At 65.0% G+C, this 25,909-nt stretch carries 17 protein-coding genes and 1 tRNA gene; 11 read left to right on the top strand and 7 right to left on the bottom strand.

Annotated elements, in window-relative coordinates:
• The first annotated feature begins 5 nt into the window (after positions 1 to 5).
• Positions 6 to 755, top strand: a complete 750-nt coding sequence (locus ACZ50Q_RS25305; RefSeq protein ID WP_464079880.1) for a DUF6776 family protein — start codon at positions 6 to 8, stop codon at positions 753 to 755.
• Between the two features lie 86 nt (positions 756 to 841).
• Positions 842 to 1,213, top strand: a complete 372-nt coding sequence (erpA, locus tag ACZ50Q_RS25300; protein ID WP_006226695.1) for an iron-sulfur cluster insertion protein ErpA — start codon at positions 842 to 844, stop codon at positions 1,211 to 1,213.
• Between the two features lie 87 nt (positions 1,214 to 1,300).
• Here the strand turns inward: erpA and ACZ50Q_RS25295 are convergent, their stop codons facing one another.
• Positions 1,301 to 2,380 carry an anhydro-N-acetylmuramic acid kinase gene (locus ACZ50Q_RS25295; RefSeq protein WP_464082038.1) on the bottom strand — a complete coding sequence of 360 codons (1,080 nt, stop codon included), beginning with the start codon at positions 2,378 to 2,380 and terminating at the stop codon, positions 1,301 to 1,303.
• Positions 2,381 to 2,586: 206 nt separating this feature from the next.
• On the bottom strand, positions 2,587 to 3,996 hold the full coding sequence (locus tag ACZ50Q_RS25290; RefSeq protein ID WP_464079879.1) for a peptidoglycan DD-metalloendopeptidase family protein: 1,410 nt from the start codon (positions 3,994 to 3,996) through the stop codon (positions 2,587 to 2,589).
• A gap of 258 nt (positions 3,997 to 4,254) precedes the next feature.
• Between ACZ50Q_RS25290 and tyrS the strand changes: the two genes are divergently transcribed.
• The 4 genes from tyrS (at position 4,255) to nrdR (ending at position 8,448) form a co-directional block, all read left to right on the top strand.
• On the top strand, positions 4,255 to 5,484 hold the full coding sequence (tyrS, locus tag ACZ50Q_RS25285) for a tyrosine--tRNA ligase (RefSeq protein ID WP_092579774.1): 1,230 nt from the start codon (positions 4,255 to 4,257) through the stop codon (positions 5,482 to 5,484).
• Positions 5,485 to 5,556: 72 nt separating this feature from the next.
• The gene (locus ACZ50Q_RS25280) at positions 5,557 to 6,210 is read left to right on the top strand and encodes a YbhB/YbcL family Raf kinase inhibitor-like protein (protein ID WP_464079878.1); all 654 of its coding nucleotides are present in this window, start codon (positions 5,557 to 5,559) and stop codon (positions 6,208 to 6,210) included.
• Positions 6,211 to 6,511: 301 nt separating this feature from the next.
• Positions 6,512 to 7,762, top strand: coding sequence for a serine hydroxymethyltransferase (gene glyA, locus ACZ50Q_RS25275; RefSeq protein ID WP_076518772.1), 1,251 nt, complete (start codon positions 6,512 to 6,514; stop codon positions 7,760 to 7,762).
• A 206-nt stretch (positions 7,763 to 7,968) separates the two neighbouring features.
• Positions 7,969 to 8,448 (top strand): transcriptional regulator NrdR, encoded by a 480-nt coding sequence (nrdR, locus tag ACZ50Q_RS25270; protein WP_076518773.1) that lies wholly within the window; start codon positions 7,969 to 7,971, stop codon positions 8,446 to 8,448.
• A gap of 39 nt (positions 8,449 to 8,487) precedes the next feature.
• Here nrdR and ACZ50Q_RS25265 read toward each other — a convergent pair whose 3' ends face one another.
• Positions 8,488 to 9,450 carry a GlxA family transcriptional regulator gene (locus ACZ50Q_RS25265; protein WP_092579768.1) on the bottom strand — a complete coding sequence of 321 codons (963 nt, stop codon included), beginning with the start codon at positions 9,448 to 9,450 and terminating at the stop codon, positions 8,488 to 8,490.
• Positions 9,451 to 9,470: 20 nt separating this feature from the next.
• Positions 9,471 to 10,034, bottom strand: a complete 564-nt coding sequence (locus ACZ50Q_RS25260; protein WP_464079877.1) for a cysteine hydrolase family protein — start codon at positions 10,032 to 10,034, stop codon at positions 9,471 to 9,473.
• A gap of 179 nt (positions 10,035 to 10,213) precedes the next feature.
• Here ACZ50Q_RS25260 and ribD point away from each other — a divergent pair, with 179 nt between their 5' ends.
• The 5 genes from ribD (at position 10,214) to ACZ50Q_RS25235 (ending at position 17,169) form a co-directional block, all read left to right on the top strand.
• Complete coding sequence (ribD, locus tag ACZ50Q_RS25255) at positions 10,214 to 11,365, top strand: bifunctional diaminohydroxyphosphoribosylaminopyrimidine deaminase/5-amino-6-(5-phosphoribosylamino)uracil reductase RibD (RefSeq protein ID WP_464079876.1); 1,152 nt, start codon at positions 10,214 to 10,216, stop codon at positions 11,363 to 11,365.
• 842 nt (positions 11,366 to 12,207) lie between these two features.
• A complete protein-coding gene (locus tag ACZ50Q_RS25250) occupies positions 12,208 to 14,124 on the top strand; it encodes a PrkA family serine protein kinase (protein ID WP_369825613.1) in 1,917 nt (638 codons plus the stop codon).
• 12 nt (positions 14,125 to 14,136) lie between these two features.
• Positions 14,137 to 15,396: a YeaH/YhbH family protein gene (locus ACZ50Q_RS25245; RefSeq protein ID WP_092579764.1), complete on the top strand. Its 1,260-nt coding sequence runs from the start codon at positions 14,137 to 14,139 to the stop codon at positions 15,394 to 15,396.
• The gene (locus ACZ50Q_RS25240; RefSeq protein ID WP_464079875.1) at positions 15,393 to 16,946 is read left to right on the top strand and encodes a SpoVR family protein; all 1,554 of its coding nucleotides are present in this window, start codon (positions 15,393 to 15,395) and stop codon (positions 16,944 to 16,946) included. Before ACZ50Q_RS25245 ends, ACZ50Q_RS25240 begins: the two co-directional genes overlap by 4 nt.
• Positions 16,947 to 17,078: 132 nt before the next feature.
• Positions 17,079 to 17,169 (top strand) — tRNA-Ser (locus ACZ50Q_RS25235).
• Positions 17,170 to 17,270: 101 nt separating this feature from the next.
• On the opposite strand, the gene ACZ50Q_RS25230 is transcribed toward ACZ50Q_RS25235, so the two are convergent.
• The 3 genes from ACZ50Q_RS25230 to ACZ50Q_RS25220 form a co-directional block, all read right to left on the bottom strand.
• A complete protein-coding gene (locus ACZ50Q_RS25230) occupies positions 17,271 to 18,266 on the bottom strand; it encodes a hypothetical protein (RefSeq protein WP_464079874.1) in 996 nt (331 codons plus the stop codon).
• A 95-nt stretch (positions 18,267 to 18,361) separates the two neighbouring features.
• Positions 18,362 to 18,805 carry a hypothetical protein gene (locus tag ACZ50Q_RS25225; protein ID WP_464079873.1) on the bottom strand — a complete coding sequence of 148 codons (444 nt, stop codon included), beginning with the start codon at positions 18,803 to 18,805 and terminating at the stop codon, positions 18,362 to 18,364.
• A gap of 173 nt (positions 18,806 to 18,978) precedes the next feature.
• Positions 18,979 to 25,788, bottom strand: a complete 6,810-nt coding sequence (locus tag ACZ50Q_RS25220; protein ID WP_464079872.1) for an autotransporter outer membrane beta-barrel domain-containing protein — start codon at positions 25,786 to 25,788, stop codon at positions 18,979 to 18,981.
• Positions 25,789 to 25,909 lie beyond the last annotated feature (121 nt).

The raw sequence follows: 25,909 nt of genomic DNA, 5'->3' as shown, positions 1-25,909 counted from the left end.
GCTTCATGTCCGTAGATCCTTCCGCCCGTCCCCAGCCGCGTGCCACGCATGGCGCTTTTGCGCGCCTGGTCGCGATGCTGCTGCTGGGCGCGTTGCTGGGAGGCGCCGCGGGATTCTTCCATGCGCGCGCGCTCTATCGTCCGCAGGACGCCATCGTCATCAGCGCCCAACAGGCAGAGGCGCAGGACGAAGCCATGCGCCAACAGGCTACGCAGCTGCGCTACATCCGGGGGCAGCTGGATACCGCCGATGGCGAACTCGTCATCGAGCGGTCGGCCCGCCAAGAGCTCGAAACCCAGCTCCGCGCTGCGCAGGCCGAGGTCGGCCGCGTGCGTGACCAGCTTGCGTTCTACGAGCAACTGCTGCCGCCCGGCCCTGAGGGCTCGGTGGACATCCGCGGTGTGCAGATCGATCGCGAGGGCGGTGGCCTGCGCTACAAAGTGCTGCTGATGCGCAGCGGCCGCAATGGCGCCACGCCTTTCGCGGGCGCGTTGCGGTTCCAGGCAACCGGTGTGCTCAAGGGCGAAACCGTCACGGTGGATTTGGCGCCCATGCAGGTCAGGGCCGAGACAGGGCCCGTCGCCTCGACGGGCGAGAACCTCGCGGCGGCGTCGCTGGCCCTGCAGTTCGACCAATATCAGCGCAGCCAGGGTCTCCTGGCCGTGCCCGACGGATTTGTCCCCGAAAGCGTCACCGTCAGCGTCCTCGAGGGCGAAACCGTCCGCGCCACCCGCAGCGTCAAACTGGAACTTTGAGTCTGGTCAAGCCCTGCGCTATAGTGACACTATACGAGCGGCGACGCCGCTCACTGAAATATGGCCGTATCGGCCAGGAGTGAACCATGAATGCAGTGACCGAAACCGTCGACCTGCAGGCCGCGCCGCCTGTGCCCCTGGTGTTTACCGACTCGGCTGCCGCCAAAGTGAAAGACCTGTTGGCCGAAGAAGGCAACCCCGAGCTCAAGCTGCGCGTGTTCGTGCAGGGTGGGGGCTGTTCCGGCTTCCAGTACGGTTTCACGTTCGACGAAGTCGTGAACGAAGACGACACCGTGCTGGACAAGGCTGGCGTCCAGTTGCTCGTTGACCCGATGAGCTTCCAATACCTGGTCGGCGCCGAGATCGATTACAAGGAAGACCTGGAAGGCGCGCAGTTCGTCATCCGCAATCCCAACGCCAGCACCACCTGCGGCTGCGGTTCTTCGTTTTCGGTGTAATCGCCGGGCACGAAAGACAAAAACCCTTCGGCTTGCCGAAGGGTTTTTTGTTTGAGGCGCGGCATTACCACCGGTGGTGGGGGGGCGTCAGGCGGGATACAGCGCGCCCAGCAGCCTCGCACCGCGCGCGCCCGTGACGCTCGGCAGGCCCGCGGGCTGGCCCGTGACGAATGCCTGCGCCAGCCACGCGAACGCCAGCGCTTCCACCTGCTGGGCCGGCACGCCCAGGGCGTCGGTCGCCTGCACCGGGCGCTGCAGGCAGTAAGCCAGTTCCTGCATCAGTCCCGCGTTGTAGGCGCCGCCGCCGCACACAAACACTTCCTGCGTTCCTGCGGCGGCCGCGTCGATGGCGTTGGCGACTGTCCTCGCGGTCAGGCGCTGCAAGGTGGCCTGGACGTCCTGAGGGGCGGGAGCCGGCCCGTCGAACGCAGCCAGGCGTGCGTCCAGCCATTTCATATTGAAGAGATCCCGGCCTGTGGACTTGGGCGGGGGCAGGCCGAACCAGGGCTCGCTCGCGATGAGCTGCTCGAGCAGGGGCGCCACCACCTGGCCCGTCGCAGCCCAGCGGCCGCCCGCGTCATAGGGCCGACCCAGGTGGCGCTGGCACCAGCCATCCAGGAACACGTTGGCAGGGCCGGTATCGAAGCCGCGCGGGGGTTGTCCGGGCACCAGCAGCGTCACGTTGGCAATGCCCCCCAGGTTCAGCACGGCGCGGCCGTGGTCGCTGCCGAACACGGCCGCGTGAAAGGGCGGCACCAGGGGCGCGCCTTGGCCGCCCGCGGCCAGGTCGCGGCTGCGGAAGTCCGCCACCACGTCTATGTCGGTCAGCTCGGCCAGCAGCGCTGGCGCGTTGAGCTGCAGCGTGTAGCCGAGGTCGGGGCGATGCCGGACGGTCTGGCCGTGCGCGCCGATGGCGGTCACGTCGTGCGCGGCGACATTCGCATCCTTGAGCAGGGCCGACACCGCCTGCGCGTACACCCGGACCAGCGCATTGGCCGCGAGCGCGGCGCGGGCCAGCTCGTCGTCCCCGGAAGTATTGAGAACCAGCAACTCGCGGCGCAGATTCTCGGGCATGGGCAGGCTGGCGCTGGCCAGCACCTGCGGCGGCCCTCCTTGCGTCAGCCGGGCCAGCACGCCGTCGACGCCGTCGACGCTGGTTCCCGACATCAATCCGATGAAGAGCGTGCCGGTGTCGTGCTGCAAAGGCTTGATGTCTTTCACGGGCGCCTCGAAATAAAAAAGGCGGCCGTCGCATGTCGCGCCGCCGCCGCGCCCGTCGCGCGGGCCTGGTGCCCGTCAAGGGCCTGACTGCTTGAACGGTCCGCCCTGCCTTGTGCGGACCGCCCTGTGCTGGAGTGCTGCCTGGGCCAGCCTTAGCGGCTGGCCACGTTCGTCACTGCGTCGGGCAGCGTCTGCTGGAACTGCGTCAGCAACAGGATCTGCTGCTTGTACGGCGCCACCGCGTCGTTGAACGCGCGGACTTCCGCGGGTTCGAGGGCGCGGGCCACGGGCAGGTCCACGGACAGCGGGTCGATGGGCTGATTGTCCACGCGGAATTCGTAGTGCAGGTGCGGACCCGTGGCCCAGCCGGTGGATCCGACATAACCCAGCAACTGACCCTGCGAGACCTTCGCGCCCTTGGTGATGCCCTGGGCGATGCGGCTCTGGTGCGCGTACAGCGTCGAATACTTGCCGTGGTGCTTGATGATGACCACGTTGCCGTAGCCGTTCTGCCAGCCCGAGAATTCGACCGTGCCGTCGGCGGTGGAGTGGATCGGCGTGCCGGAGGGGGCGGCGTAATCCACGCCCTTGTGTCCCGTCCAGGTCTTGTGGATGGGATGCATGCGCATGCCGAAGGTCGAGCTGATCCGGCTGAACTTCAGGGCGGTGCGCAGGAACGCGCCACGCAGGCTGGTGCCGTCGAAGTCGTAGTAGGAACCGGTCTTGTCGTCGCGGCTGAACCAGACGGCGTTGTAGGTCTTGCCGCCGTTGATGAACTCCAGGGCCAGCACGCGGCCCGCGCCGGCGTAGCGGCCGTCATGGGAACGCACTTCATAGACGACGCGGAACTGGTCGCCCTGGCGCAGGTCGCGCAGGAAGTCGATCTTGGCGCTCAGGATGTCGGCCATCTGCATGGTGACCGAGTCCGGGATGCCAGCCGAGTCCGTGGCGCCGAAGAGCGAGGACTTGATGGTGCCGACGGCCACGCGGGTCTGGCGGTCGGTGCTTTCCGTGATTTCCTCGGCCTTGTAGCTGTCGCCGGCCGGCGCGACGTGCAGCATGCGCGTCACGACCTGCCCGTCGGATTCATTGCCGGGCGTGTGGATGTAGCGCAGCCAGATCAGGTTGCCCTGTTCGTCCGTGGCGGCCTGCACCGAGCGGCCCGGATACAGCTTGTAGATGCTGCGGGCGCTGGCGTCGTGCGTCAGGAAGGACTGCAGATTGGGCGCGTCCAGCTCCAGGCGCTGCAGCACGGCCGACAGCGTGTCGCCCGGACGGATGCGGGTTTCGCTGATGTAGGGGGCGGCGCTGGGGCTGCTGACTTCGACTTGCTCGGCGGTCAGCGGCAGAATGCTCTGGATGACGCGCGAGGGAGGGAGTTCGGTGCGGTCGGGTTGCTGCACCATGCCGAGAGCGGCGGCGCCAGCGAAAAGACCAATTGCGGTGACGAGAAGAGTGCGGCGGAAAAGTCCCGAGCGATGGGGCTTGGGCTCGACGGGCGCAAATACGGCAGCGACTTTGCGCTTGAGGCCACTCGCCAGTTCGTGGAGGCCACGATTCATCGTGAAAATACCCTCTCAGGTGGCTTGAGCTCGCAGGGTGCGTGACACGAACGGCCCTGGCGTGCAACGGATTCCGGAGCAAGGGCTGGCGCGGATGCGCATCTTGTGAACAATAGATGGTAGAGCGAACGCAACTGCGTATATATGACAGTTGCGTATGATTAGGCCGGTATCCTAGCCGATTCGGCTAGAATTTTCGATAGTTTTCGTCACTTTTTACACCTTTTTGTCGGCTGAAGCCGCATTGGTCCCCCTGTCATGTCACCCACCGAAGCCCCCATCACTCCTGAAGTCGAAGCCGATCTGCGTATAGCCAAGCGCGGCTGCGATGAACTGCTGGTCGAGTCCGAGTTTGCGCGCAAGCTGGCCAAGAGCCGCGCCACGGGCGTGCCCCTGCGCATCAAGCTCGGGCTGGACCCCACCGCGCCGGACATCCACCTGGGACACACGGTGGTGCTGAACAAGATGCGCCAGCTCCAGGACCTGGGGCACAACGTCATCTTCCTGATCGGCGATTTCACCTCCACCATCGGCGACCCCAGTGGCCGCAACAGCACGCGCCCGCCGCTCACGCGCGAGCAGATCGAAGAAAACGCCAAGACCTATTACGCGCAGGCCAGCCTGGTGCTGGATCCGGCCCGCACCGAGATCCGTTACAACTCCGAGTGGTGCGATCCCCTGGGCGCGCGCGGGCTGATCCAGCTCGCCTCCCGCTACACGGTGGCCCGCATGATGGAGCGCGAGGACTTCACCAAGCGGTTCAAGGGCGGCATCCCCATTTCGGTGCATGAATTCCTGTATCCGCTGATGCAGGGCTATGACTCGGTCGCGCTGAAGTCCGATCTGGAGCTGGGGGGCACCGATCAGAAGTTCAACCTGCTGGTGGGCCGGGAACTGCAAAAAGAATATGGACAGGAGCCGCAGTGCATCCTGACGATGCCGCTGCTCGTCGGCACGGACGGCGTAGAGAAAATGTCCAAGTCCAAGGGCAACTACATCGGCATTTCGGAGTCGCCCGATTCCATGTTCGGCAAGCTCATGTCGATTTCCGACACGCTGATGTGGCGTTACTTCGAACTGTTGTCCTTCCGCTCGCTGGAGGACATCGCCGCGCTCAAGCAGGAAATCGACGGCGGCCGCAATCCGCGCGATGCGAAGGTCATGCTGGCGCAGGAGATCATTGCGCGCTTTCATTCCGCCAAGGCGGCGGACGATGCGCTGGCCTCGTTCGAGGCGCGTTTCCGGGACGGCGCCATCCCCGAGGACATCCCCGAGGTCAACCTCGGCGGCGCGCCGGTGGGCATCCTGAAGCTGCTGCGCGAGGCCGGCCTGGTCGCATCCGGCTCGGAGGCCCAGCGCAACGTGGAGCAGGGCGGGGTCCGCGTCAATGGCGATCGCGTGGAAGACAAATCGTTGCAATTGCCGGCCGGGACTTACGTCGTTCAGGTGGGCAAGCGCAAGTTCGCGCGTGTTAAGTTGAACCCGTAATAGCGAAGTTTTGATACGCTGAAGGTACACACAGGGCCTGGGCGCCCTTTGCGGCACTTATAGGAGCACGACATGGAACTTTCGAGTTTGTCATTTTCCGATCACGAGTCGATTCCCGAGCGCTATGCATTCGGCAGGATCGATGCGCAATCGCACGTCGCGCTGGCAGACAACTTCAATCCGCAGTTTTCCTGGGACAACGTTCCGGACGGCACGCAGTCGTTTGCCTTGCTCTGCCATGATCCCGACGTGCCTTCGCGCCCCGACGACGTCAACCAGGAAGGCCGCGAAGTGCCTGCCGACCTGCCCCGCGTCGATTTCTTCCACTGGGTGCTGGTGGACTTGCCCGCCGACCTGCGCGAGATCGACGAAGGCGCGTTCTCCAACGGCATCACGCCGCGCGGCAAGGGCGGCCCCCTGGCGCCCATGGACGCGCGGCAGGGCATCAACTCCTATTCGTCATGGTTCGCCAACGACCACGACATGAGCGGCGAGTATTTCGGCTATGACGGCCCATGCCCGCCCTGGAACGATGCCCTGGTCCATCGCTACATCTTCACGCTGTATGCGCTGGACGTGCCCAGCCTGAACCTGCAGGGTTCCTTCACCGGCGAAGACGCGCTGCGCGCCATCCAGAAGCACGTGCTGGCACAGGCGTCGCTGACGGGGACCTATACGCTCAATCCCCGGCTGGCGCCCAAGCAAATCGGGGCCACGTCGGCCTGACGTCGACGGGCATGTACGCAGGGCCGCCTGGTGCGGCCCTTTTTCATTTCCGGCGTCCGCGGCGCGGGCCAAGGCCGGCGCGGGCAGCCTTTGCATGAAACTTTCTCAAGTCGTCATGAGGGGCGTTTCCGGGGCTGCCGGGATGGCGTGGTTTTCGCGCCCGTCCGGGGCAATTTGGGCAAGAACCCGCAATTTTGGCGGCATTTGATTCCGCGCGACGGGGTAAACTACACAGCAATCTCCGGGTTTACCCACCCGACGCCGTTTTCTCATTTCATACCGCCTCAGGAAACCCCCCGTCATGTTTGACCGCAACCTCACCTTGTCCAAGGCTGACCCGGACGTTTGGGCCGCCATCCAGAAGGAAGACCAGCGCCAGGAACAGCACATCGAGCTGATCGCTTCGGAGAACTACGCCAGCCCGGCCGTCATGGAAGCCCAGGGCACGCAGCTCACGAACAAGTACGCCGAAGGCTACCCGGGCAAGCGCTACTACGGGGGTTGCGAATACGTGGACGTGGTCGAACAGCTGGCCATCGACCGCCTGAAGCAGATCTTCGGCGCCGAAGCCGCCAACGTGCAGCCCAACTCGGGTTCGCAGGCGAACCAGGGCGTGTACATGGCCGTCCTCAAGCCGGGCGACACCGTGCTGGGCATGAGCCTGGCCGAAGGCGGTCACCTGACGCACGGCGCGTCGGTCAACGCCTCGGGCAAGCTGTACAACTTCATCTCGTACGGCCTGGACGAAAACGAAGTCCTGAACTACGACCAGGTCGAGCAGCTGGCCAAGGAACACAAGCCCAAGCTGATCGTGGCGGGCGCGTCGGCCTATGCCCTGCACATCGACTTCGAACGTATGGCGCGCATCGCCCGTGAAAACGGCGCGCTGTTCATGGTCGACATCGCCCACTACGCGGGTCTGGTCGCCGGCGGCGCCTACCCCAACCCGGTTCCGCACGCCGATTTCGTCACGTCGACCACGCACAAGTCGCTGCGCGGTCCGCGCGGCGGCGTCATCATGATGAAGGCCGAACACGAGAAGATCATCAATTCGGCGATCTTCCCGGGCATCCAGGGCGGTCCGCTGATGCACGTCATCGCCGGCAAGGCCGTGGCGTTCAAGGAAGCGCTGGAACCCGAGTTCAAGGACTACGCGCAGCAAGTCGTCAAGAACGCCAAGGTGCTGGCCGACACGCTGGTCAAGCGCGGCCTGCGCATCGTCTCCGGCCGCACCGAAAGCCACGTCATGCTGGTGGACCTGCGTTCCAAGGGCATCACGGGCAAGGAAGCCGAAGCGGTGCTGGGCCAGGCCCACATCACGGTCAACAAGAACGCCATCCCGAACGATCCGGAAAAGCCCTTCGTGACCAGCGGCATCCGCCTGGGCACGCCGGCCATGACCACCCGCGGCTTCACCGAAGCCGATGCCGAGCTGACCGCCAACCTGATCGCCGACGTGCTGGACAACCCGCGCGACGAGGCCAACATCGCTGCCGTGCGCGCCAAGGTCAATGAACTGACCTCGCGCCTGCCGGTGTACGGCAAGAAGTAATCCGCGGGCGCGGGCGGCGCTCGCGCATCCCGGGTTACAGAAGGAAGAGGGACGGCCCCGCAAGGCGCCGTCCCTTGGTTTTTTACAGGCAGGGGATGCGCGCCGGCAGTGACGGAATCGTCCATCCTGGCGCTTGGCATCGGTCCCGTCGTTACAATATGCTCAATTATTGCCTCCAGCGCCTCCTGCGCGTTTAGGGATCACACATGCGGTGTCCATTTTGTGGCCATGCCGAAACGCAGGTCGTCGACAGCCGGGTCTCGGAAGAGGGCGACGCCATCCGCCGCCGTCGCCGCTGCCTGTCCTGTGACAAGCGGTTCACCACCTACGAGCGGGTGGAGCTTGCCATGCCTTCGATCGTCAAGCGCAATGGCAGCCGCAGCGAATACGATCCCGTGAAGCTGCGCGCCAGCCTGAGCCTCGCGCTGCGCAAGCGCCCGGTCAGCACCGAGGACGTGGATGCGGCCGTCGCGCGGATCGAAGAGCAACTGCTTGCCAGCGGCCAGCGCGAAGTCCCGTCCGAGCATATCGGCGAGCTCGTCATGAACGAATTGCGCAAGCTCGACAAGGTCGCCTACGTGCGGTTTGCCTCGGTCTACAAAAGCTTCGAAGACATCGGCGAATTCGTCGAGGCCATCCGCGAGATGCAGGGCCCGCTGCTGCCGGGCAAGCTGCGCAAGGAATAGCGTGCGGGGCGCCGATCCCAACGGCGCCCCGCGAGGCTGCTATTGCAGCGCCGCCCCGCGCATCGAGCCGGGCGTCAGCGGCTGGAATTTGCGCCACACGCGGCGCATATGCTGCGCCGAGCCGAATCCCGATTTCTCCGCCACGCGCTCCAGGTCCAGCCGGGTGTCGCGCAGCAGGTCGCGCGCCAGCGCGACCCGGATCTGATACAGATAGTCCATGGGCGTGCAGCCCGCGTGCTCGCGGAACAGGCGGGTCAGGTGGCGCGGGCTGGTGTGCGCCTGGTCCGCCAGGGTCCGGGCCGACCACGGCGCGGCGGGGTCGCGGATGACCGCGTCCTGGACCCGGTGGACGCCGGGATGCATATGGCTGCGATGGTCCAGCCAGGGCGACAGCGCCGAATCGGAACCGGCGCGACGCTGGTAGACGACCATGTCTCGCGCCGCCTCGCTGGCGACGCGCGGGCCGCAATGGCGGGCCACCATGTGCAGCGCCAGGTCGATGCCGGCCGTGATGCCCGCGCTGCTGACCAGGTTGCCGTCCTCGACGAAGATGCGGTTGTCCAGCACGCGCGCGGTCGGGTCGATGGCGGCAAGCTGCGCCAGGCAGGTGTGGTGCGTGGTGCATTCGCGCTGCCGCGTCAGGCCGGCGGCCGCGGCGAACAGCGCGCCCGCGCAGACCGTCATCAGGGTGAACCCGTCCGCGGGGTGGCGCACGGCCAGCCAGTCCACGATGGCGCGTGCGTCGTCGTCGTCCAGCCGCGTGTGCTTGCCCACCACGCCGGAAAGAATCACCAGCGCGTTGCGGGGCAGGCGGGCGGGCAGGGCTTGAACGTGCGCCAGGTGCAGGCCCGGAATGCCGCTCTCGACGTCCCGGGAGGGGCCGCAGAAATGCTGTTCGAACGTGCCCGGACAAAGCTTGTTGGCGACGCGGAACGCCTCGGCCGGCCCGGCCAGGTCCAGCAGGACGATGCCGCGCGGCACCACGAAATGCACCGGGATCATCTGCGCCTCCCGCCCGGCAGCTATGCCGCCAGCGCGTCGGCGGCGCGCACGATGCGGGCAAAGCGGCCTTGCAGGACCAATTCGGTCCGGTCGCGGATCTCGGCCGGCGTGTAGTGCCGGCCGGACGGGCTTTGCATGGCGAAGGTCAGCGTGGCGTCGGTGGGGAACGTCACCTTGAAACCGGCGTCGCTGGCGTGGCGCGAGGTGGTTTCGCAGCACTGTTCGGTGCGGATGCCGGCCACGATGACGCCTTCGATCCCGTGCTTGACCAGCCAGTCGTGCAGCGAGGCGCCAGCTTCGTCCTTGGCGTACAGCGCGGAATGGACTGTTTTGTGGAACACGGCCGAGGGCGAAATCCGCAATTCCTGAAGCGTCCTGACGTGGCCGGACGCCAGGGAAAACGGATTGGCGGGATCGTCGGACGGGCTGGTATGGAACACCTGCAGCACCGGCATATCCTGCGCGGCAGCCCCATCGATCAGGGACTGGATTTGCGAAACAAAGGCCGGATACTCGGATGCGTCCCAAAACGGACGGTGACGGAAGGATTCCTGTACGTCGATGACGATCAATGTCTGTTTCATTTCCGGGCCTCCTGGCCTAGGTTTTCAAGGGGTATGGCGCTATTTTTACTCTGATCCCGCGCCGGCGCGAGCGCGATCCAAGACGGCTGGCGGCCCAAAACGGACATCGCCATGCGGCCACGCCGGCTCGTGCGTCCCCAATGACCGGGGGCGCGCACCGCGGACATACAATCCCTGGCATGGACATTTCCCCCGACACCGACGACCTCTACTGGATGCGGCGCGCCCTGGCGCTGGCGCAGACCGTCATGGCCACCACGGCCCCCAACCCCCGGGTCGGCTGCGTCATCGTGCGCGACGGCCGCGTGCTTGGCGAAGGCGCGACCCAGCCGCCGGGCGGTCCGCACGCCGAAATCTCCGCGCTGCGCGACGCGCAGGCGCGCGGCGAATCGGTCGCCGGTTCCACGCTGTACGTCACCCTGGAGCCCTGCAGCCATTTTGGCCGCACCCCGCCCTGCGTGGATGCGGTGCTGGCGGCGCGGCCGGCGCGCGTGGTGGTCGCCATGGGAGACCCGAATCCGCTGGTCAACGGACAGGGTCTGGCGCGCCTGCGCGACGCCGGAATCGGGGTGACGACGGGAATCTGCCGCGAAGAGGCGCTTGCCGTGAATGCCGGATTCATCTCACGCATGAGCCGGGGGCTGCCTTGGGTGTGGATGAAGATGGCCGCGTCGCTGGACGGCCGCAGCGCGCTGCATAACGGCATGTCGCAATGGATCACGGGCCCCGAGGCCCGGGCCGACGGCCACCGCTGGCGGGCGCGCAGTTGCGTCGTCCTGACCGGCATGGGCACCGTCCTGAAGGACGATCCCCGGCTGAACGTGCGCGACGTCGATACGCCGCGGCAGCCGCGCAAGGCCGTGGTGGACGGCCGTTTCGAGATCCCCGAGACCGCCCGGCTGTTCGATGGCGGGCCCGTCATCGTGTTCACCGCCCGCGAGGATGCCGCAAAGGCCGCGCGCCTGGCGGACAGGAACGCGCGGGTGGTCTGCCTGCCGGGCGTGGAGCCTGGCCGGGTCGACCTGCCAGCGATGATGCGCTGGATGGCCCAGGAACAGTTCAACGAGGTGCACGTCGAGGCCGGTGCGGGCCTGAGCGGCGCGCTGGTGTCCGCCGGGTGCGTGGACGAACTGCTGTTGTACCTGGCGCCGGTGCTGCTGGGCGACGCGGCGGGCATGGTGCGCCTGCCGATGCTCGAACACCTGGACGCCGCGCGACGCTACGAATTTACCGATATTGCGCGCGTGGGCGCTGATTTGTGCGTGCGCGCGCGCGTGGCCGGCACGTGGCGCCAGTTGATGGATAGCGTCGCGCTGCCTGCGCTGTCGTAGCGGTTCGGTTGCGACGCGCCGCCTGCATTGCGCGCGCTGCTTCACGCACACGAATTAATTCTTCATGCGCATGCGGCCTTTGCGCATCGCCCGCGCGCGTTGCCAAGATGGCTGTTAGCACTCCGCAAGCACGGCTGCCAATGCTTCGCAAGCCGCGTGCAGCCTGCGTCTACGCGTCGCGCGCGGTTCGTGGCGGCATACATGATGTGCGCCAACCGCAGACGCGCGCACGCCATCCGCGGTGGTGCGCGGCGCTGCGCTGAAACGCGAGCGCGCAAATGAATTGCCACAAAACGGTCAATTGGGCTTAGCATAGGTGCATGACTTGGCGCTACGCGCTCACGGACCACCGCACAGCCGCCGCGCGCCCTCGTCACCACGGATTCCCGTGCCGCGATCGGCGCAGTTCATCACCGACAGGCACGCTACTGAACGAAGACGCAAAGCGCCGTTCAGGCCGTCCGCCGCGATCGCATGGCGGGCGTAGCCGGGTTTGTTCCCGGCCCATAAGAATCCACCGGATATCGCTCATTTCGTCGTTTCATTGCCGACCATTTCATGTGCGGCTGCGTCAGGCACGCTATATGCGGCCTTATGCTGAAGACGAACGAGTGAACTTGCTCACGTTGGTTGCAATCCTGGCGGAACTTGTATCCGTAGGCGGCAGCCTAAACAGAAAGGGTCCGATCCTGCTTATGGTTGATGTGTGGCGAAAGCAACATAAAAACCCGCTGAAAATGCTTGTCGCAAGATTGTCTAGGAAAGCGCAGGCGCTGAGGCACAATGGGCATGTAGGGACGTATTGAATTTTTCGCGTGTTGTAGGAGGTTTCCGTGCAAAACATCGTCGAAGGCTTCAAGTCGCAGTATGCAAGAGAGCAGGAATCAGAGCTCTCGCTCGAAGAGTATCTGAACCTCGCCAAGCGCGATCCCATGGCCTACGCCAGCCCTGCTGAGCGCATGCTGGCCGCGATCGGCGAACCTGAGATCGTGGATACGCGCAACGACCCACGTCTTTCCCGTTTGTTTTCCAACCGGACCATCCGGCGCTATCCCGCGTTCCAGGAGTTCTACGGCATGGAGGACGTGATCGGACAGATCGTCGCGTTCTTCAAGCACGCCGCTCAGGGGCTGGAAGAACGCAAGCAGATCCTGTATCTGCTCGGACCGGTTGGGGGCGGCAAGTCCTCCATTGCGGAGCGGCTCAAGGCGCTGATGGAGAAGTTTCCGATCTATGCCTTGAAAGGATCGCCGGTGAACGAATCGCCGCTCGGGCTGTTCCATCCCGAACGGTTCGGCGACATGCTCGAAAAGGAATACGGCATTCCTCGGCGCTACCTGACCGGCATCATGTCGCCGTGGGCGGTCAAGCGGCTCAAGGAGTTCGACGGCGACATCTCCAAGTTCCGCGTCGTGCGCCTGAATCCTTCCGTGCTGCGCCAGATCGCCATCGCCAAGACGGAACCGGGCGACGAGAACAACCAGGACATCTCCTCGCTGGTCGGCAAGGTCGACATCCGCAAGCTCGACCGCCATTCGCAGGACGACCCGGACGCCTACAGCTATTCCGGCGGCCTGTGCCTGGCCAACCAGGGCCTGCTCGAGTTCGTGGAAATGTTCAAGGCCCCGATCAAGATGCTGCATCCGCTGCTGACGGCCACCCAGGAAGGCAACTTCAAGGGCACGGAAGGCTTCTCGGCCATCCCGTTCAACGGCACGATCCTGGCCCACTCCAACGAGTCGGAGTGGCAGACCTTCCGCAACAACAAGCACAACGAAGCGTTCCTTGACCGTATCTATATCGTCAAGGTGCCTTACTGCCTGCAGGTGTCCGAAGAGGTCCGCATCTACGAGAAGCTGCTGCATCACAGCTCGCTGTCCGAAGCGCCGTGCGCGCCCGGAACGCTGGACATGATGGCGCAGTTCTCGGTGCTGACGCGCTTGAAGGAACCCGAGAATTCCAGCATCTACTCCAAGCTGCGGGTCTACGACGGCGAAAGCCTGAAGGACGTCGACCCCAAGGCCAAGGCGCTGCAGGAATACAAGGATTACGCCGGCACCGATGAAGGCATGACCGGGGTCTCGACGCGCTTCGCGTACAAGATCCTGTCCAGCGTCTTCAACTACGACCAGACGGAAGTGGCCGCCAACCCCGTGCACCTCATGTACGTGCTGGAGCAACGGATCGGCCGCGAAGACTATCCCGACGAAATCCGCCGGCGCTACCTGGAGTTCATCAAGGGCTTCCTCGCGCCGCGCTACGCGGAATTCATCGGCAAGGAAATCCAGACGGCCTACCTGGAGTCGTACTCCGAATATGGTCAGAACATCTTCGACCGCTACGTGACGTTTGCCGACTGCTGGATCCAGGACGAGGAATTCCGCGATCCCGAAACCGGCGAAAGCTTCGACCGCAGCGCGCTGAACGACGAGCTGGAAAAGATCGAGAAGCCCGCGGGCATCGCCAACCCCAAGGATTTCCGCAACGAGATCGTGAACTTCGTGCTGCGGGCGCGCGCCAACAACAACGGGCGCAATCCCAACTGGACCAGCTATGAAAAGCTGCGCGAAGTGATCGAGAAGAAGATGTTCTCGAACACGGAAGACCTGCTGCCGGTGATTTCGTTCAATGCCAAGGCCTCGGCCGAGGACAAGTCGAAACACCAGAGCTTCGTCGACCGGATGGTGGAGAAGGGCTACACGGAAAAGCAGGTCAGGCTGCTGTGCGAGTGGTATCTCCGTGTGAGGAAGTCATCCTGAGCGAGGTGAATCATGAATTCACTGATCGATCGGCGTCTTAACGGCCGCAACAAAAGCGCCGTTAACCGGGAACGCTTTTTACGGCGTTACAAGGACCAGATCCGCAAGGCGGTGCACGGGATGATCCGTGACCGCTCGATCCAGGACATGGATCAAGGCGGTGAAATCAACCTGCCTGCCCGCGATATCTCCGAGCCGACCTTCCGGCACGGCGCGGGCGGCGACCGCGAGCTGGTGCATCCCGGCAACCGCGAGTTCGCCAAGGGCGATACCTTCGACCGGCCGCAGGGCGGGCAGGGCGATGGCGGGTCCGAACCCGGAGAGGGCGAATCGGTGGATCAGTTCACCTTCAGCCTGTCGCGGGCCGAATTCCTGAACCTCTTTTTCGAGGATCTGGAGCTGCCTCACCTGGCGCGCAACCAGCTTGGCGAAGTCAGCCAGAAGAAGTGGCAGCGCGCCGGCTACACCACGACCGGGTCGCCCAGCACGCTGAGCATCAGCCGCACGCTCAAGTCTTCCCTGGCGCGGCGGGTGTCGCTCAGCGTGAAGGCGCGGGCCGACCTGGAAGACGCCGAACACGCCCTGCAAGAGGCCCGGGCTGCGGGGGCGTCCGCCGCCCGGATCCAGGAGCTCGAACAGGAAGTCGAGGATTGCCGCGAGCGGCTTGCCCGCGTCCCGTTCCTGGATGACCTGGACCTTCGCTATCGCAACCGGGTATCGGTGGCCATCCCCATGGCGCGCGCGGTCATGTTCTGCCTGATGGACGTGTCCGGCTCCATGGACGAGGGCAAGAAAGACCTGGCCAAGCGCTTCTTCACGCTGCTGTACCTGTTCCTGTCGCGCAAGTACGAACACGTGGACTTGGTCTTCATCCGTCATACCGACAACGCCGAGGAAGTGGACGAGCACACCTTCTTCTACGACCCCAAGAGCGGCGGCACCATCGTGCTGTCCGCGCTGGAGTTGATGCGCGAGATCCTGGAAAAGCGGTATCCGCCGGCCGCGTGGAACGTGTATGCGGCCCAGGCCAGCGACGGCGACTCGTTCGGCGCCGACGCGGGCAAGAGCGCGCGCTTTCTGGCCGAACACCTGCTGCCGTCCACGCGGTACTTTGCCTATATTGAAATCCCCGACTCGCAGGAGGCGCGCAAGAGCAGCCTGTGGGCGGAATATGAACAGAAGCTGGAGCCGCATTTCGTCATGCGGCGCATCTGCGATCGCGGCGAGATCTTCCCCGTGTTCCACGACCTGTTCAAGAAGGAGGCCGCATGAATTCCAACATGGGTGCTCTCGTAGAGCCGGAATCGGCCGGCGGCGCCCGGCCGATCTCCCAGGGGTCCGAATGGACGTTCGAACTGATCCAGTCCTATGACGACGCGATTTCCCAGATCGCGCGCGAGTACGGGCTGGACACCTATCCGAATCAGATCGAGGTGATCACCTCGGAGCAGATGCTGGACGCCTACGCGTCGGCCGGCCTGCCCATCGGCTATCCGCACTGGTCCTACGGCAAGGAATTCATCCGCAACGAGCAGTTCTACCGCCGCGGCATGCAGGGGCTGGCCTACGAAATCGTCATCAACTCCAACCCTTGCATCGCCTATCTCATGGAAGAGAACTCCATGGCGATGCAGGCGCTGGTGATTGCGCATGCCTGCTACGGGCACAACTCGTTCTTCAAGGGCAATTACCTCTTCCAGCAATGGACCGACGCCGATGGCGTGCTGGACTACCTGGTGTTCGCGCGCAAATACGTGATGGCCTGCGAAGACCGTTACGGCATCGATGCCGTGGAAGCGCTGCTGGACTCCTGCCATGCGCTGTCGCATCACGGCGTGGACCGCTACAAGCGTCCCGCGCCGGTCTCGTACAAGGAAGAAGCCGCGCGCCAGGCCGAGCGCGAGGAGCATGCGCGCCTGCAATACAACGACCTGTGGCGCACGCTCCCCCGGATGGAAGCGGACAAGGACATGCGCACCGAGGCGTCGGTGTTTCCGCCGGAGCCCGAAGAGAACCTGCTGTACTTCATCGAAAAGTACTCGCCCAAGCTCGCGCCGTGGCAGAAGGAACTGGTGCGCATCGTCCGCAAGGTCGCGCAGTATTTCTACCCGCAGACCCAGACCAAGGTCATGAACGAAGGCTGGGCCACGTTCTGGCACTACACCATCCTGAACCGCCTGCATGAAAAAGGCCTGGTGAACGACGGCTTCATGATGGAGTTCCTGCAAAGCCACACCAACGTCGTCAGCCAGCGCGGCTTTGACGAGCGCGGCTACGGCGGCATCAACCCCTACGCGCTGGGTTTCGCGATGATGTCGGACATCCGCCGCATCTGCGAGGCCCCCACGCCGGAAGACCAGAAGTGGTTCCCGGACATCGCGGGCGGGGATTGGCTGAAGACGCTGGACTTCGCCATGCGCAACTTCAAGGACGAGTCCTTCATCTCGCAGTACCTGTCCCCGCGACTCATCCGGGAATTCCGCTTCTTCGCCATCTCGGACCACCAGGCCAACCCAAAGCTCGAAGTGGCCGCGATCCACGACGACGAAGGCTATCGCGACATCCGCCGCCTGCTCGCCGCGCAGCACAACCGCGACAACCAGGTGCCGGACATCCAGGTCGTCCGCTTCAACCGCGACACCGACCGCTCGCTGGTGCTGCGTCACCTGAAAAGCCGCGGCCGGCCGCTGGCGGGCGAGGATGCCGAACAGGTCATGAAGCATCTTGCCCGCCTGTGGGGATTCCGCGTCCGGCTGGAAGAAACCGAACCGGACGGCACGATCAGCTCCTACCGGGAGCAGGACCCGCCCGCGTCGAAGTAAGGCGCAGGCAGGGGAAGGGACGCGGGTAGTGCGTCCCTTTTTCTTTGCCCGCTTGCTGTGGGCGCGCGGCTTCTGCTAGAATCGCGGATTCGCATTTTCTGCAGCGCCGAAATAGTGCTCGAAATTGCAGTAGGACAGGTGGCCGAGTGGTTGAAGGCGCACGCCTGGAAAGCGTGTATACGTCAAAAGCGTATCGGGGGTTCGAATCCCCCTCTGTCCGCCAAGGATGTAAGCCCCTGAATTCGTAGAGAATTCAGGGGCTTTTTTGTTGGTGCGCGGGGCATATGTCTTGCCTCGTCGAAGGTCGGTACGGCCTACGCCACCTCAGTCCGGGTCGGTAAAACGCGCAAAAAAACCGTGCCGGATTTCAGTGCGCTCGATCCGGGCTCCTGGGCCGATGTACACGTCTATGCGGCTGAATGGTTCGGTGACATGCAGCACTTCTCGCCGCAAAATGGGAAATGAAAGAATCACCTGCATGTGGGCACGCGGGTTCATGGCGGTCGAGGTGTAATCGGATTTACCCGGCGCCAGTTCGCTCTTCGTGATGGTCCCATCGCTATAGAGGTAGAAGACAAGGGACTCCGTGGCTCGCGACGAGTAATGCAGCGCCACGATGGGGCTGCAAAGCCACATGAAGAGGATCCATGAAAGGAAACACACCCAGATCGCCCGGCATATCCAACTCAGGTACCGCATTTTCATTTGGCCTGACTTCCATTGCAGGCATGTACCCGCTTTGAGCTGCATCAACCTGTGCTTCAGACGTTCCCACGCGCTTTTCGGCCGGGGCTTCGGAATGGGAAGCCGAAACTCGCTTATTTGAATCTTCATGAGCGTGCCGTCTGATGCGAGTCCAAGCGCCAGTGTGGGCGAGATGATGCGCCAATGGTCTGCGGGGCCCCAACTCAGACAGACGATGCCTTGTTGCGGGTCGTATTGTTCCTCTTGTATGGGCTGGCACTTGGCGTGACCACCTTCGTCAAACAGGGCTTCAAGATATGGCTCCGCAACGTCGCCTTGTGCCGGCGCTATTGGCTGCAAAGTCCAGGTGGCAGGACTGGCCAGCAAGTAGACTTCAACGAGTCGTTTGCGATCATCGAGATCCAGCGTCAGCGGCCCCGCATCAACGATCCAAATGGGTTCGGGCTCCGGCCACTGGCGGTCAAGGAAGTCTCGAAGCGGGTACGCCGGCTTATCCGCTTGATCCGCCGCGACAGGATATTCAATCGTGCAGCTCAGAATGCCGCCTTCAGGGTCCCAGGATGCCTGCGAAAGTGCGAGGGCTGTCGCAGGTCTTGGATCAATTCGGATCGGCATACCGTGACAATTCGTAGAGAATTCAGGGGCTTTATTGTTGATGCGCGGTGGGCGTACGCTTTGCGTCGCCGAACATCGACAAGGCTTGGCCAACCTCAGTCCGGGTCGGTAAAACGCGCAAAAAAATCGTGTCGGATTTCAGTGCGCTCGATCCGGGCTCCTGGGCCGATATACACGTCTATCCGGCTGAATGGTTTCGTGACTTCCAGTACATCTCGGCTGGCCACTGGAAACGAGAGCGTGACCCACATGTCGGAAGGCGGATTCATGGCGGTCGTGATGAATGTAGAGTCGCCCGGCGTCAGGACGCGCTTCGTATTGCTTGACTCGGTATCCAAAAAGTAGCCGATGGGCTCTGTGGCTTCCGCGGAATAGTGCAACGCCACGACGGGGCTGCAGAGCCACATGAACAGGATCCACACAAGAAAGCAAACCCAGATTGCTCGGCTTGCCCACTTCAGGTAGCTCACTATCATTCTCTGCCTGGCGCCCGCATCCAGAATACGGTTTCCCGCCCCGATGATTTCCCTTCCCTGCATGCCTGGCTCCTGTGACAGCCAGAGTCTGCGCAGCGCGGGGACGGCGAACAATCAGCGAAGTCTGAAATTTGCGCGGGAAGATTAAGAGTCTGCGTGGGGCGCAACGATGCGCGAATGGCCAGCGGCGCCCCAACTCAGACAGACGATGCCTTGTTCAGGGTCTTATTCTGTCCTCAAAACGGCATCATGACCTTCACCGAAGCCCGATGACTTTGTGTGCGGGACGCTAACTCGCCGTCGTACTGCAAGCGGAAATCGATGCCGCCTGCATTCGATACTTGCAGGCCAGCGCCCAGACGGCCGATGACGTTGTCCATGGGCAGCGAGGTCTCGAACGAACCGCTCCCGGCGGGCGCGCCCTGCAGCGCGGCCTTTACGGTGTATTCGTCCTTGGACAGCAGGGTGACGCCGCCGTACACATACGGCCGCATGATGGCGCCGTTCTCCAGCGGAACCTTGCCGCCGAATTCCAGCGTGGGCGACAGGCCCATGACGAACTGGTCGCTGCTTTCCACATCCAGGTGCATAGCGTTGTCCGATTCGGAATACCCGGGTGAACGGGAATAAAGCGCATCGACGTCGACGAAGGGCTTCAGGTAGTACTGTGACGACGCGAAGGTGCGCGCCACGCGCAGCCGCAGCCCGGCGCCGTATACGTCCACGTCCGCGTTGGCCCGGCTTTCCAGGCCCGGAATGCGGATGCTGCGATCGATGTCGTATTGGCCGTAGCCGCCTCCGAGCGCCGCGGAGAAGGTCCAGGGGCCGGCTTCGCGCTTGACGACCACGCCGAGGTAGCCGCTGTCGCCGTTGCCGCTGACACGGCCGTCATCGCCCCGCATGCGGGTGTTTTCATACGCTGCCGAACCGCCCACGAACCAGCCCGGGCGGACCTGCCGCTGGCCGCCGAATTGGTAGGTGACCCCGTCGAACGAGAAGCCCGACACGCCGTTGCCGCTGTCCTGGTTGGTGTTGATGCCAGAGATCTGGCCCCACAGGCAGTCCTGTTCGCCGGTCAGCGCATCGACGCCCTGGAATGCCGGGCACGACATCATGCCGCCGGCAAAGCGTGCCATGCCCACTTGCATCTGGGCCGCAGGGGCGACGGCGACGCCGGGCGACAAATCCGACAACTGGCCGGAATAGGCTGACGCGCTTTGGCGCGATGCCATGTCCAGTGCTGCGAACAAGGTCGCCATGGCGCTGTTGCCGCCCAGGTCCCATGCGCGTTGCATATGGTTGGCTACGGAGCGCGGGTTGGACGACAGGTTCATCGACGGCGAGGCGAAGTTTGCGTTGGCTGCGCGGATGCGGACGTTCCGGTCGGCAAGCGTGGCCTCGTAGTCGATCACGGGGCTGTCGAAAGCGCGCGGCGTGCCCTGGATGTCGCCCGCCAGTGTGGCGACCGTGACTTCATGGTTGGGCAGCAGGGTGATGGGACGTGCGTTGATCTGGCCGTCCAGGCGTGTGTCGCCTTGCACGATCATGCGGGGCGCTTGCAGCTTATCGAAGTCCACGTCGGCCAGCAGAAAGCCGCTGGATTGCAGATCGAAGTGGCCGCTGACGGTGAGCGTGTCGAACGCGCCCGGCGTGCCGATGACCACTGTGCCGGCGTTGTTGATGTTGGCCTGGTACTGCGTGGCATGGCTCAGTGTGCCGCTGGCGGCGTTATCGACGTCGCACGCAACGCCGCCAGCGCCGTTGTCGCATTCGATGTTGCCGAATACCGTGCCGGCGTTGCGGACGGTCAGGCGGCCGCCTGTGGCGACGCTGGCAACACGCGCGTTGTCGCCGTATTGGTTCAGGGTGGCGCCATCGTAGCGGATGGCCGCATTGCCGGTGGCCCCGCCGGCCGTCGAGATGACGCCGAATTCATTGATGGTCAGGCTGTTCTGGTTGTCGCCGACGATCCATACGCCATAGGCATTGGATCCCGAACCCCCCGTCACCGTGCCATTGACAGTGACCGATACCTGGCCCGCGCCTTGCGGCCCGGCGCTCTGCGCGAATATGCCGGTCGAGCCGCTGCCGGTAGCGGCTATCGTGCCATTCTGCGTCACCGTGACCGTGCTGCCGACGCCCGTGCCGTCGCTGGCGCTGGTGCTGCCGGCAAAGCCGCCGTTGGCATCGCCCCCCAGCCCGCCGCCGCCGCCAATGGATTGCGCCACCACGCCGAAGGCATTGGCCCCGCTGGTGGAGACAGTGCCGTTGGTGGTGACGTTGACCACGCCGCCGCTGCCATTGCTGCTGGTTTCGTTGCCGCCCGAGGCGGACCAACCGGAAGTCCCCAGCTGAATGCCTCGTGAGGTATCCCCAGCAATGCCGCCGCCGCCGCCGATGGACTGCGCCACGATCGCATGGGACCCCGCGCCGGTCGTGCCGATGTGGCTTTCGCTGTCGTTGATGTTGACGGTGACCGCTACACCGTCACCGGCCGCGCCGCCGCGCCCGCCCAGCAGGACGCTGGTCAGGTTGTCGGCGTCGCCAGCGCCGCCCACGCCACCGCCGCCGCCGATCGACTGCGCCAGCACGCCATAGGAGCGGTCGCCAGCGGTATTGGCGCTGATGCCCAGGGTCGCGTTGACGGTTCCGCCATTGCCGGACGCCCCCGCGGTGCCCCCGACCGACAGGGACACGGCATGGCTGCCGTCTTCCAGGTCTTCCGAGTCGCTGTTGCCTGCGCCGCCGGTGCCGCCACCGCCGCCAATCGACTGCATGGCCAGGGCGGGCGCTTCGTCGCCCGTCGTCGACACGTTCAGCCAGCCCTGCAACTGCGAGGGCTGAATATCGCCGCCATTGCCGCTGGCGCCGCCGGAGCCGCCGAAGGCACCGCCGATCGTGATGCTGCCCTTGGCCTGGTCGGAGCCGTCGCCGCCCTGGCCGCCGCCGCCGCCAATGGATTGCAGCAACATGCCATAGGCTTGGTAGCCCGCGGTGACGATGCTGTTGCCGTGCGAGCCGGGTAGGTAGTAGTTCACGGTTCCGCCGTTGCCCGCGGCGCCGCCACGGCCTCCGACGCCCAGCGTGATGTTGGCCTGGACGTCGCTGCCCGAGGCGCTCGATGAGCCCCCGGAGCCGCCGCCCCCGCCGATCGACTGGGCCACGATGCCATCGGCCCAGTCGCCGCTGGTCTGGATCTTGCCGCCGAAACTCAGGTCGACTTCGCCGCCATTGCCGCCCGTTCCGCCCGAGGCGCCCACGCCAACCGTGAATGCATAGCTGTGGCCTTCGTCACTGCCAGACGATTCGCCGTCGTCGGACTCGCCCAGGCGTTCCAGAATGGGATTGGACGATGCGTCCGCACCCACCGACCCGCCCAAGCCGCCGCCGCCGCCAACGGACTGCAGCAACATGCCGTCGGCATCGCCGCCTTCTGTGCGAATCGCGCCGTTCATGACCGCCGTCACTTTGCTGCCCACCGCACCCGACCCGCCCGTGGCGCCCAGGTTGATCTGCACTTTTGCATCTGCGTCGCCCGGGTCGTCCCCGGCATCCTCGCCGCCCGATCTGCCGGCCGACAGGCCGATGGTGCCACCCTGCGATACCCCGCCGCCACCGCCGATGGACTGTGCGACGACGCCGCGCGATCCGGATCCCAGGGTGCGGATCACAAAGTTCGGGTTGACCGTCACATCCACTTCACCGCCCAGGCCGCCGCCACCGCCTGAGCCGCCCAGCGACATGGTCAGGTCCACATTGGTCATGCCGCCATTCGAGAAAGCGTTGCTGCTGCCTACGCCGCCATTGCCGCCGCCGCCGCCGATGGATTGCGCCACCACGCCATTGGCATAGTGACCATACGTGATGATGGTCGATTGCAGCGACGGGTTGGCGGGAGGCGGCAGCGTAAGCGAGGAGGGCATGGCCGCGGCGGCGCTGTTGGCGTCCCCGAGGCTGACGCTGACCGCGCCGCCGGCGCCGCCTCCCGCGCCGGTCCCTCCCAAGGCCATGCCGACCGTGGCCGAGATGGAGTCGCCGTCGCCCAGCGTGGCCGCCAGCGAGGACGAATCGCCGCCATTGCCGCCGCCGCCGCCAATGGACTGCGCCACCACGGCATGCGAGCCGTCGCCGAGGGTGGCCACCGAAGACTTTTCGTTCAGCACGACTTGAGTCACGCAGCCGCTGTTGTCCGACCTGCACGCGTTGCTGCCGGTGCCGCCGCCGCCGCCAACGGTGGCCTCGAGATTCAGGGCTACCGACGATCCTTCTCCCGTGGGCACGGCCAGCACCAGATCCTTGGCGCTCACACTGCCGCCGTTGCCGCCGCCACCGCCGATGGTCTGCGCCAGCACGCCAAACGAATCATTCGGGGCATAGGTGGCGGCGTCGATGCTGGCGCTGTCGTAGGCCATGCCGGTGCCAATGTAGGAATTGCTCAACGTGATGGTCGTCGAATTGCCGCCGCCTCCGCCACCGCCGCTGCCGCCCATCACCAGCGCGGCATTGACCCCCAGAGTGGCATCGGCATAGCTGGAGTCCCCGCCGTTGCCGCCGCCGCCGCCAATGGACTGCGCCAGTACGCCGATGGCATGCGCGCCGGCCGTGCTGACTTGCAGGTCGTGGTAGTTGACCTCGACCGTGCCGGCGTCGCTTCCTTTGCTGCCGCTGCCGCCCAGTTGCAGGGCGGCGACAGAGGCGAAGCTGACATTCTTGACGCTGCCGCCATTGCCGCCGCCGCCCCCGATGCTTTGCGCCACCAGGCCGGACGCGTAGTCGCCCTGGCTCATGATGCTGGCGGCATTGGATGAGCTCCAACCGTCACAAGCGCCGTTGTTGGTCAGGCACACCGAACCGCCGTCTCCGCCACCGCTGCCGCTGCCGCCGATCGCCACGGAAACGCCCACGGACGCGGTGAACGTGTCTCCGCCATTGCCGCCGCCGCCGCCAATCGACTGTGCCAGCACGCCCAGGCCGAAATTGCCCGAGGTTCGGATCGTGCCCAGATCGCGCACGTTGACGCTGCCGCCGGTGCCGCCGCCCGCGCCGCTGCCGCCGACGCCAAGCACGCCGATGCTGTCGCCGCCACTGCCGCCGCCGCCGCCGATGGACTGCGCCACGATGCCGATGGCCGCATTGCTCGCCGTGGTGATGGCGCCGGTGTTGCTCACGACGACGCTGCCGCCCGCGGATCCGGTGGCGCCCGCCGAGTCGCCTCCTACGCTGAGCAGACCCGTCGCGCTACCCGACGCCCCGCCGCCGCCGCCGATGGATTGCGCCACCATGCCGTGCGAGTTGTAGCCCGACGTGGTGATCGAGCCGTTATTGGTCATGGTCACCGTGCCGGCCGTGCCGCCGCCGGCTCCGTCGCCGCCCAGCGCCACCAGGCTCGACGTGTCCGCGCCGCCCGCGCCGCCGCTGCCGGCAATGGATTGCCCCAGCACGCCGTAAGCGTGATCGCCTGTCGTTGTGATGGCGCCCGCGGTGGTGGCCGTGACGGAGGCCGCGTCGCCACCGTTGCCGCCGTTGCCGCCCTGGCCCCCCAGCACGGACACGAAGTCGCTGCCCGTGCCACCGCCGCCGCCGATGGACTGGGCGATGATGCCCGAGGAATACATGCCTGACGTCGAGATGACGCTGCTGCCTTGCGTGGTCAAGGTAACGGTGCCGGCGTCACCGCCGAATCCGCCGCCGCCGCCTTGTCCGGCCAGGGCCGATCCATTGCCGCCGTCTCCGCCCTGGCCGCCCAGGCTTTGCGCGGCAATCGCGGGCAGGCTGTCGCCGCGGGTGGTCACGCTGGCGCCGGAGTACAGGTTTACCGTCACGGCGCCGCCTTTGCCGCCGTTGCCGCCCGAGTGGTCTTTGGTGGGGCCCTTGCCGCCCTTGCCGCCCACGGCCCGCGCGGCAATGCCCGCGCCTTCGACCGCCACGCTGGCGTTGGAGCCGGCTACGTCCACCAGCACGCTGCCGTAGGCGTCCACGGTAACCTTCTGGGTCCACGTGTCGCCATCGCCGCCGCCGTTGCCGCCATTGTCACTGTTGTCGGGGTCATTGGGGTTCGCGCTGACGCCGGCGCCGCCAACGCTTTCCGCGTTGATGCCGAAGATCTTGCTGCCCTGGTCCACCTGCCAGTAACTGCTGGTCGTGCCGTGATGGGTCACCTGCACGGTTCCGCCGGTGCCGGCGTTGCCGTTGTAGTCGCCTCCGGTCGCGCCGATGGAACGTGCGGAAAGCGCCGCGCCGTTGCCGTAGGTCTTGAGACGCGAGTCGCTGCTGCCCAGATTGACGGTGCCGCTGTCGGTGATGGTGACGGTGCTGGCATTGCCGCCGTCTCCACCGACCTGGTCGCCGTAGTTCAAGGCGGGGTCGTTCTGATCGCCGCCCATGCCGCCCACGGCCACGGCGTTGATGCCGTAAAGACCCCGCGCATCCGCGATGGGTACCGTGCCGTACACGGTGAGCACGCCGGAGTTCGTCACCGACACCGCCTCTCCCAAGCCGCCGTGACCGCCGTTTGAATCGTTGTTGTCGTTGTACTGGTCGCCCAAGCCCCCCTGGGACATTGCGGTGATCAGGCTGTTGAAAGAACCCGTGCCTGTGCCGCTGAGCGTGATGTTGGCGCTATTCCAGACGATGATCTGGCCACTGTTGCCCGCCGTGCCTTCGTCGATGCCCTGGCCGCCGACCGATACCCCCGTCACGACACCTTGTTTGAACTCTTCATCGAAGATGGGGTACTGCCACACTTGCGTGGCGGAATCGACGCCGAAGTTGCCCGCCGCCGTAATCGAGACGGTCGGTCCGCTGTCGCCGTCCTTTTCGCCGCTCTTATCCTCGCCCGCGTCGCCTTCGCACACCGAATAGGCGTAGCCGTAATTGCCAGCGGGAATGTTCTGGGTCGGATTGCCAAGGCATTGATAGCCGGCCTGAGCGCCACCGGGCAGACCCAGCGCACAAGCCCCCAGCGCAGACAGGATTGCAACCCTCAAACTACCCTGGTGGGAAAGCATGCCGGGCGTGGCGCGTCGTCGCGCGGGAGTCTGGGTCATGTTGCTTGTCTCGCTCTTTTTGTGTTGTCGCGCTGTCCAAGGAAGAACAATCCGCGGACAGGGCCATCAAAAGAAAACGATTTTCTTGTTTCAACTAGCAACACCCAAGCGGTTTTCGACG

It is taken from the genome of Achromobacter sp. T5-5 (assembly GCF_055397965.1).
This window is presented reverse-complemented; position numbering and strand designations above follow the sequence as displayed.

Excerpts from the sequence above, each read along its gene's own strand:
- ribD (WP_464079876.1), top strand. The coding sequence starts at position 10,214 with ATGGACATTTCCCCCGACACCGACGACCTCTACTGGATGCGGCGCGCC.
- ACZ50Q_RS25260 (WP_464079877.1), bottom strand. The coding sequence starts at position 10,034 with ATGAAACAGACATTGATCGTCATCGACGTACAGGAATCCTTCCGTCAC.
- glyA (WP_076518772.1), top strand. The coding sequence starts at position 6,512 with ATGTTTGACCGCAACCTCACCTTGTCCAAGGCTGACCCGGACGTTTGG.
- ACZ50Q_RS25220 (WP_464079872.1), bottom strand. The coding sequence starts at position 25,788 with ATGACCCAGACTCCCGCGCGACGACGCGCCACGCCCGGCATGCTTTCC.
- tyrS (WP_092579774.1), top strand. The coding sequence starts at position 4,255 with ATGTCACCCACCGAAGCCCCCATCACTCCTGAAGTCGAAGCCGATCTG.
- erpA (WP_006226695.1), top strand. The coding sequence starts at position 842 with ATGAATGCAGTGACCGAAACCGTCGACCTGCAGGCCGCGCCGCCTGTG.
- ACZ50Q_RS25245 (WP_092579764.1), top strand. The coding sequence starts at position 14,137 with ATGAATTCACTGATCGATCGGCGTCTTAACGGCCGCAACAAAAGCGCC.
- ACZ50Q_RS25225 (WP_464079873.1), bottom strand. The coding sequence starts at position 18,805 with ATGCAGGGAAGGGAAATCATCGGGGCGGGAAACCGTATTCTGGATGCG.
- ACZ50Q_RS25295 (WP_464082038.1), bottom strand. The coding sequence starts at position 2,380 with ATGTCGGGAACCAGCGTCGACGGCGTCGACGGCGTGCTGGCCCGGCTG.
- ACZ50Q_RS25240 (WP_464079875.1), top strand. The coding sequence starts at position 15,393 with ATGAATTCCAACATGGGTGCTCTCGTAGAGCCGGAATCGGCCGGCGGC.
- ACZ50Q_RS25280 (WP_464079878.1), top strand. The coding sequence starts at position 5,557 with ATGGAACTTTCGAGTTTGTCATTTTCCGATCACGAGTCGATTCCCGAG.
- ACZ50Q_RS25305 (WP_464079880.1), top strand. The coding sequence starts at position 6 with ATGTCCGTAGATCCTTCCGCCCGTCCCCAGCCGCGTGCCACGCATGGC.
- ACZ50Q_RS25265 (WP_092579768.1), bottom strand. The coding sequence starts at position 9,450 with ATGATCCCGGTGCATTTCGTGGTGCCGCGCGGCATCGTCCTGCTGGAC.
- ACZ50Q_RS25230 (WP_464079874.1), bottom strand. The coding sequence starts at position 18,266 with ATGCCGATCCGAATTGATCCAAGACCTGCGACAGCCCTCGCACTTTCG.
- ACZ50Q_RS25290 (WP_464079879.1), bottom strand. The coding sequence starts at position 3,996 with ATGAATCGTGGCCTCCACGAACTGGCGAGTGGCCTCAAGCGCAAAGTC.
- nrdR (WP_076518773.1), top strand. The coding sequence starts at position 7,969 with ATGCGGTGTCCATTTTGTGGCCATGCCGAAACGCAGGTCGTCGACAGC.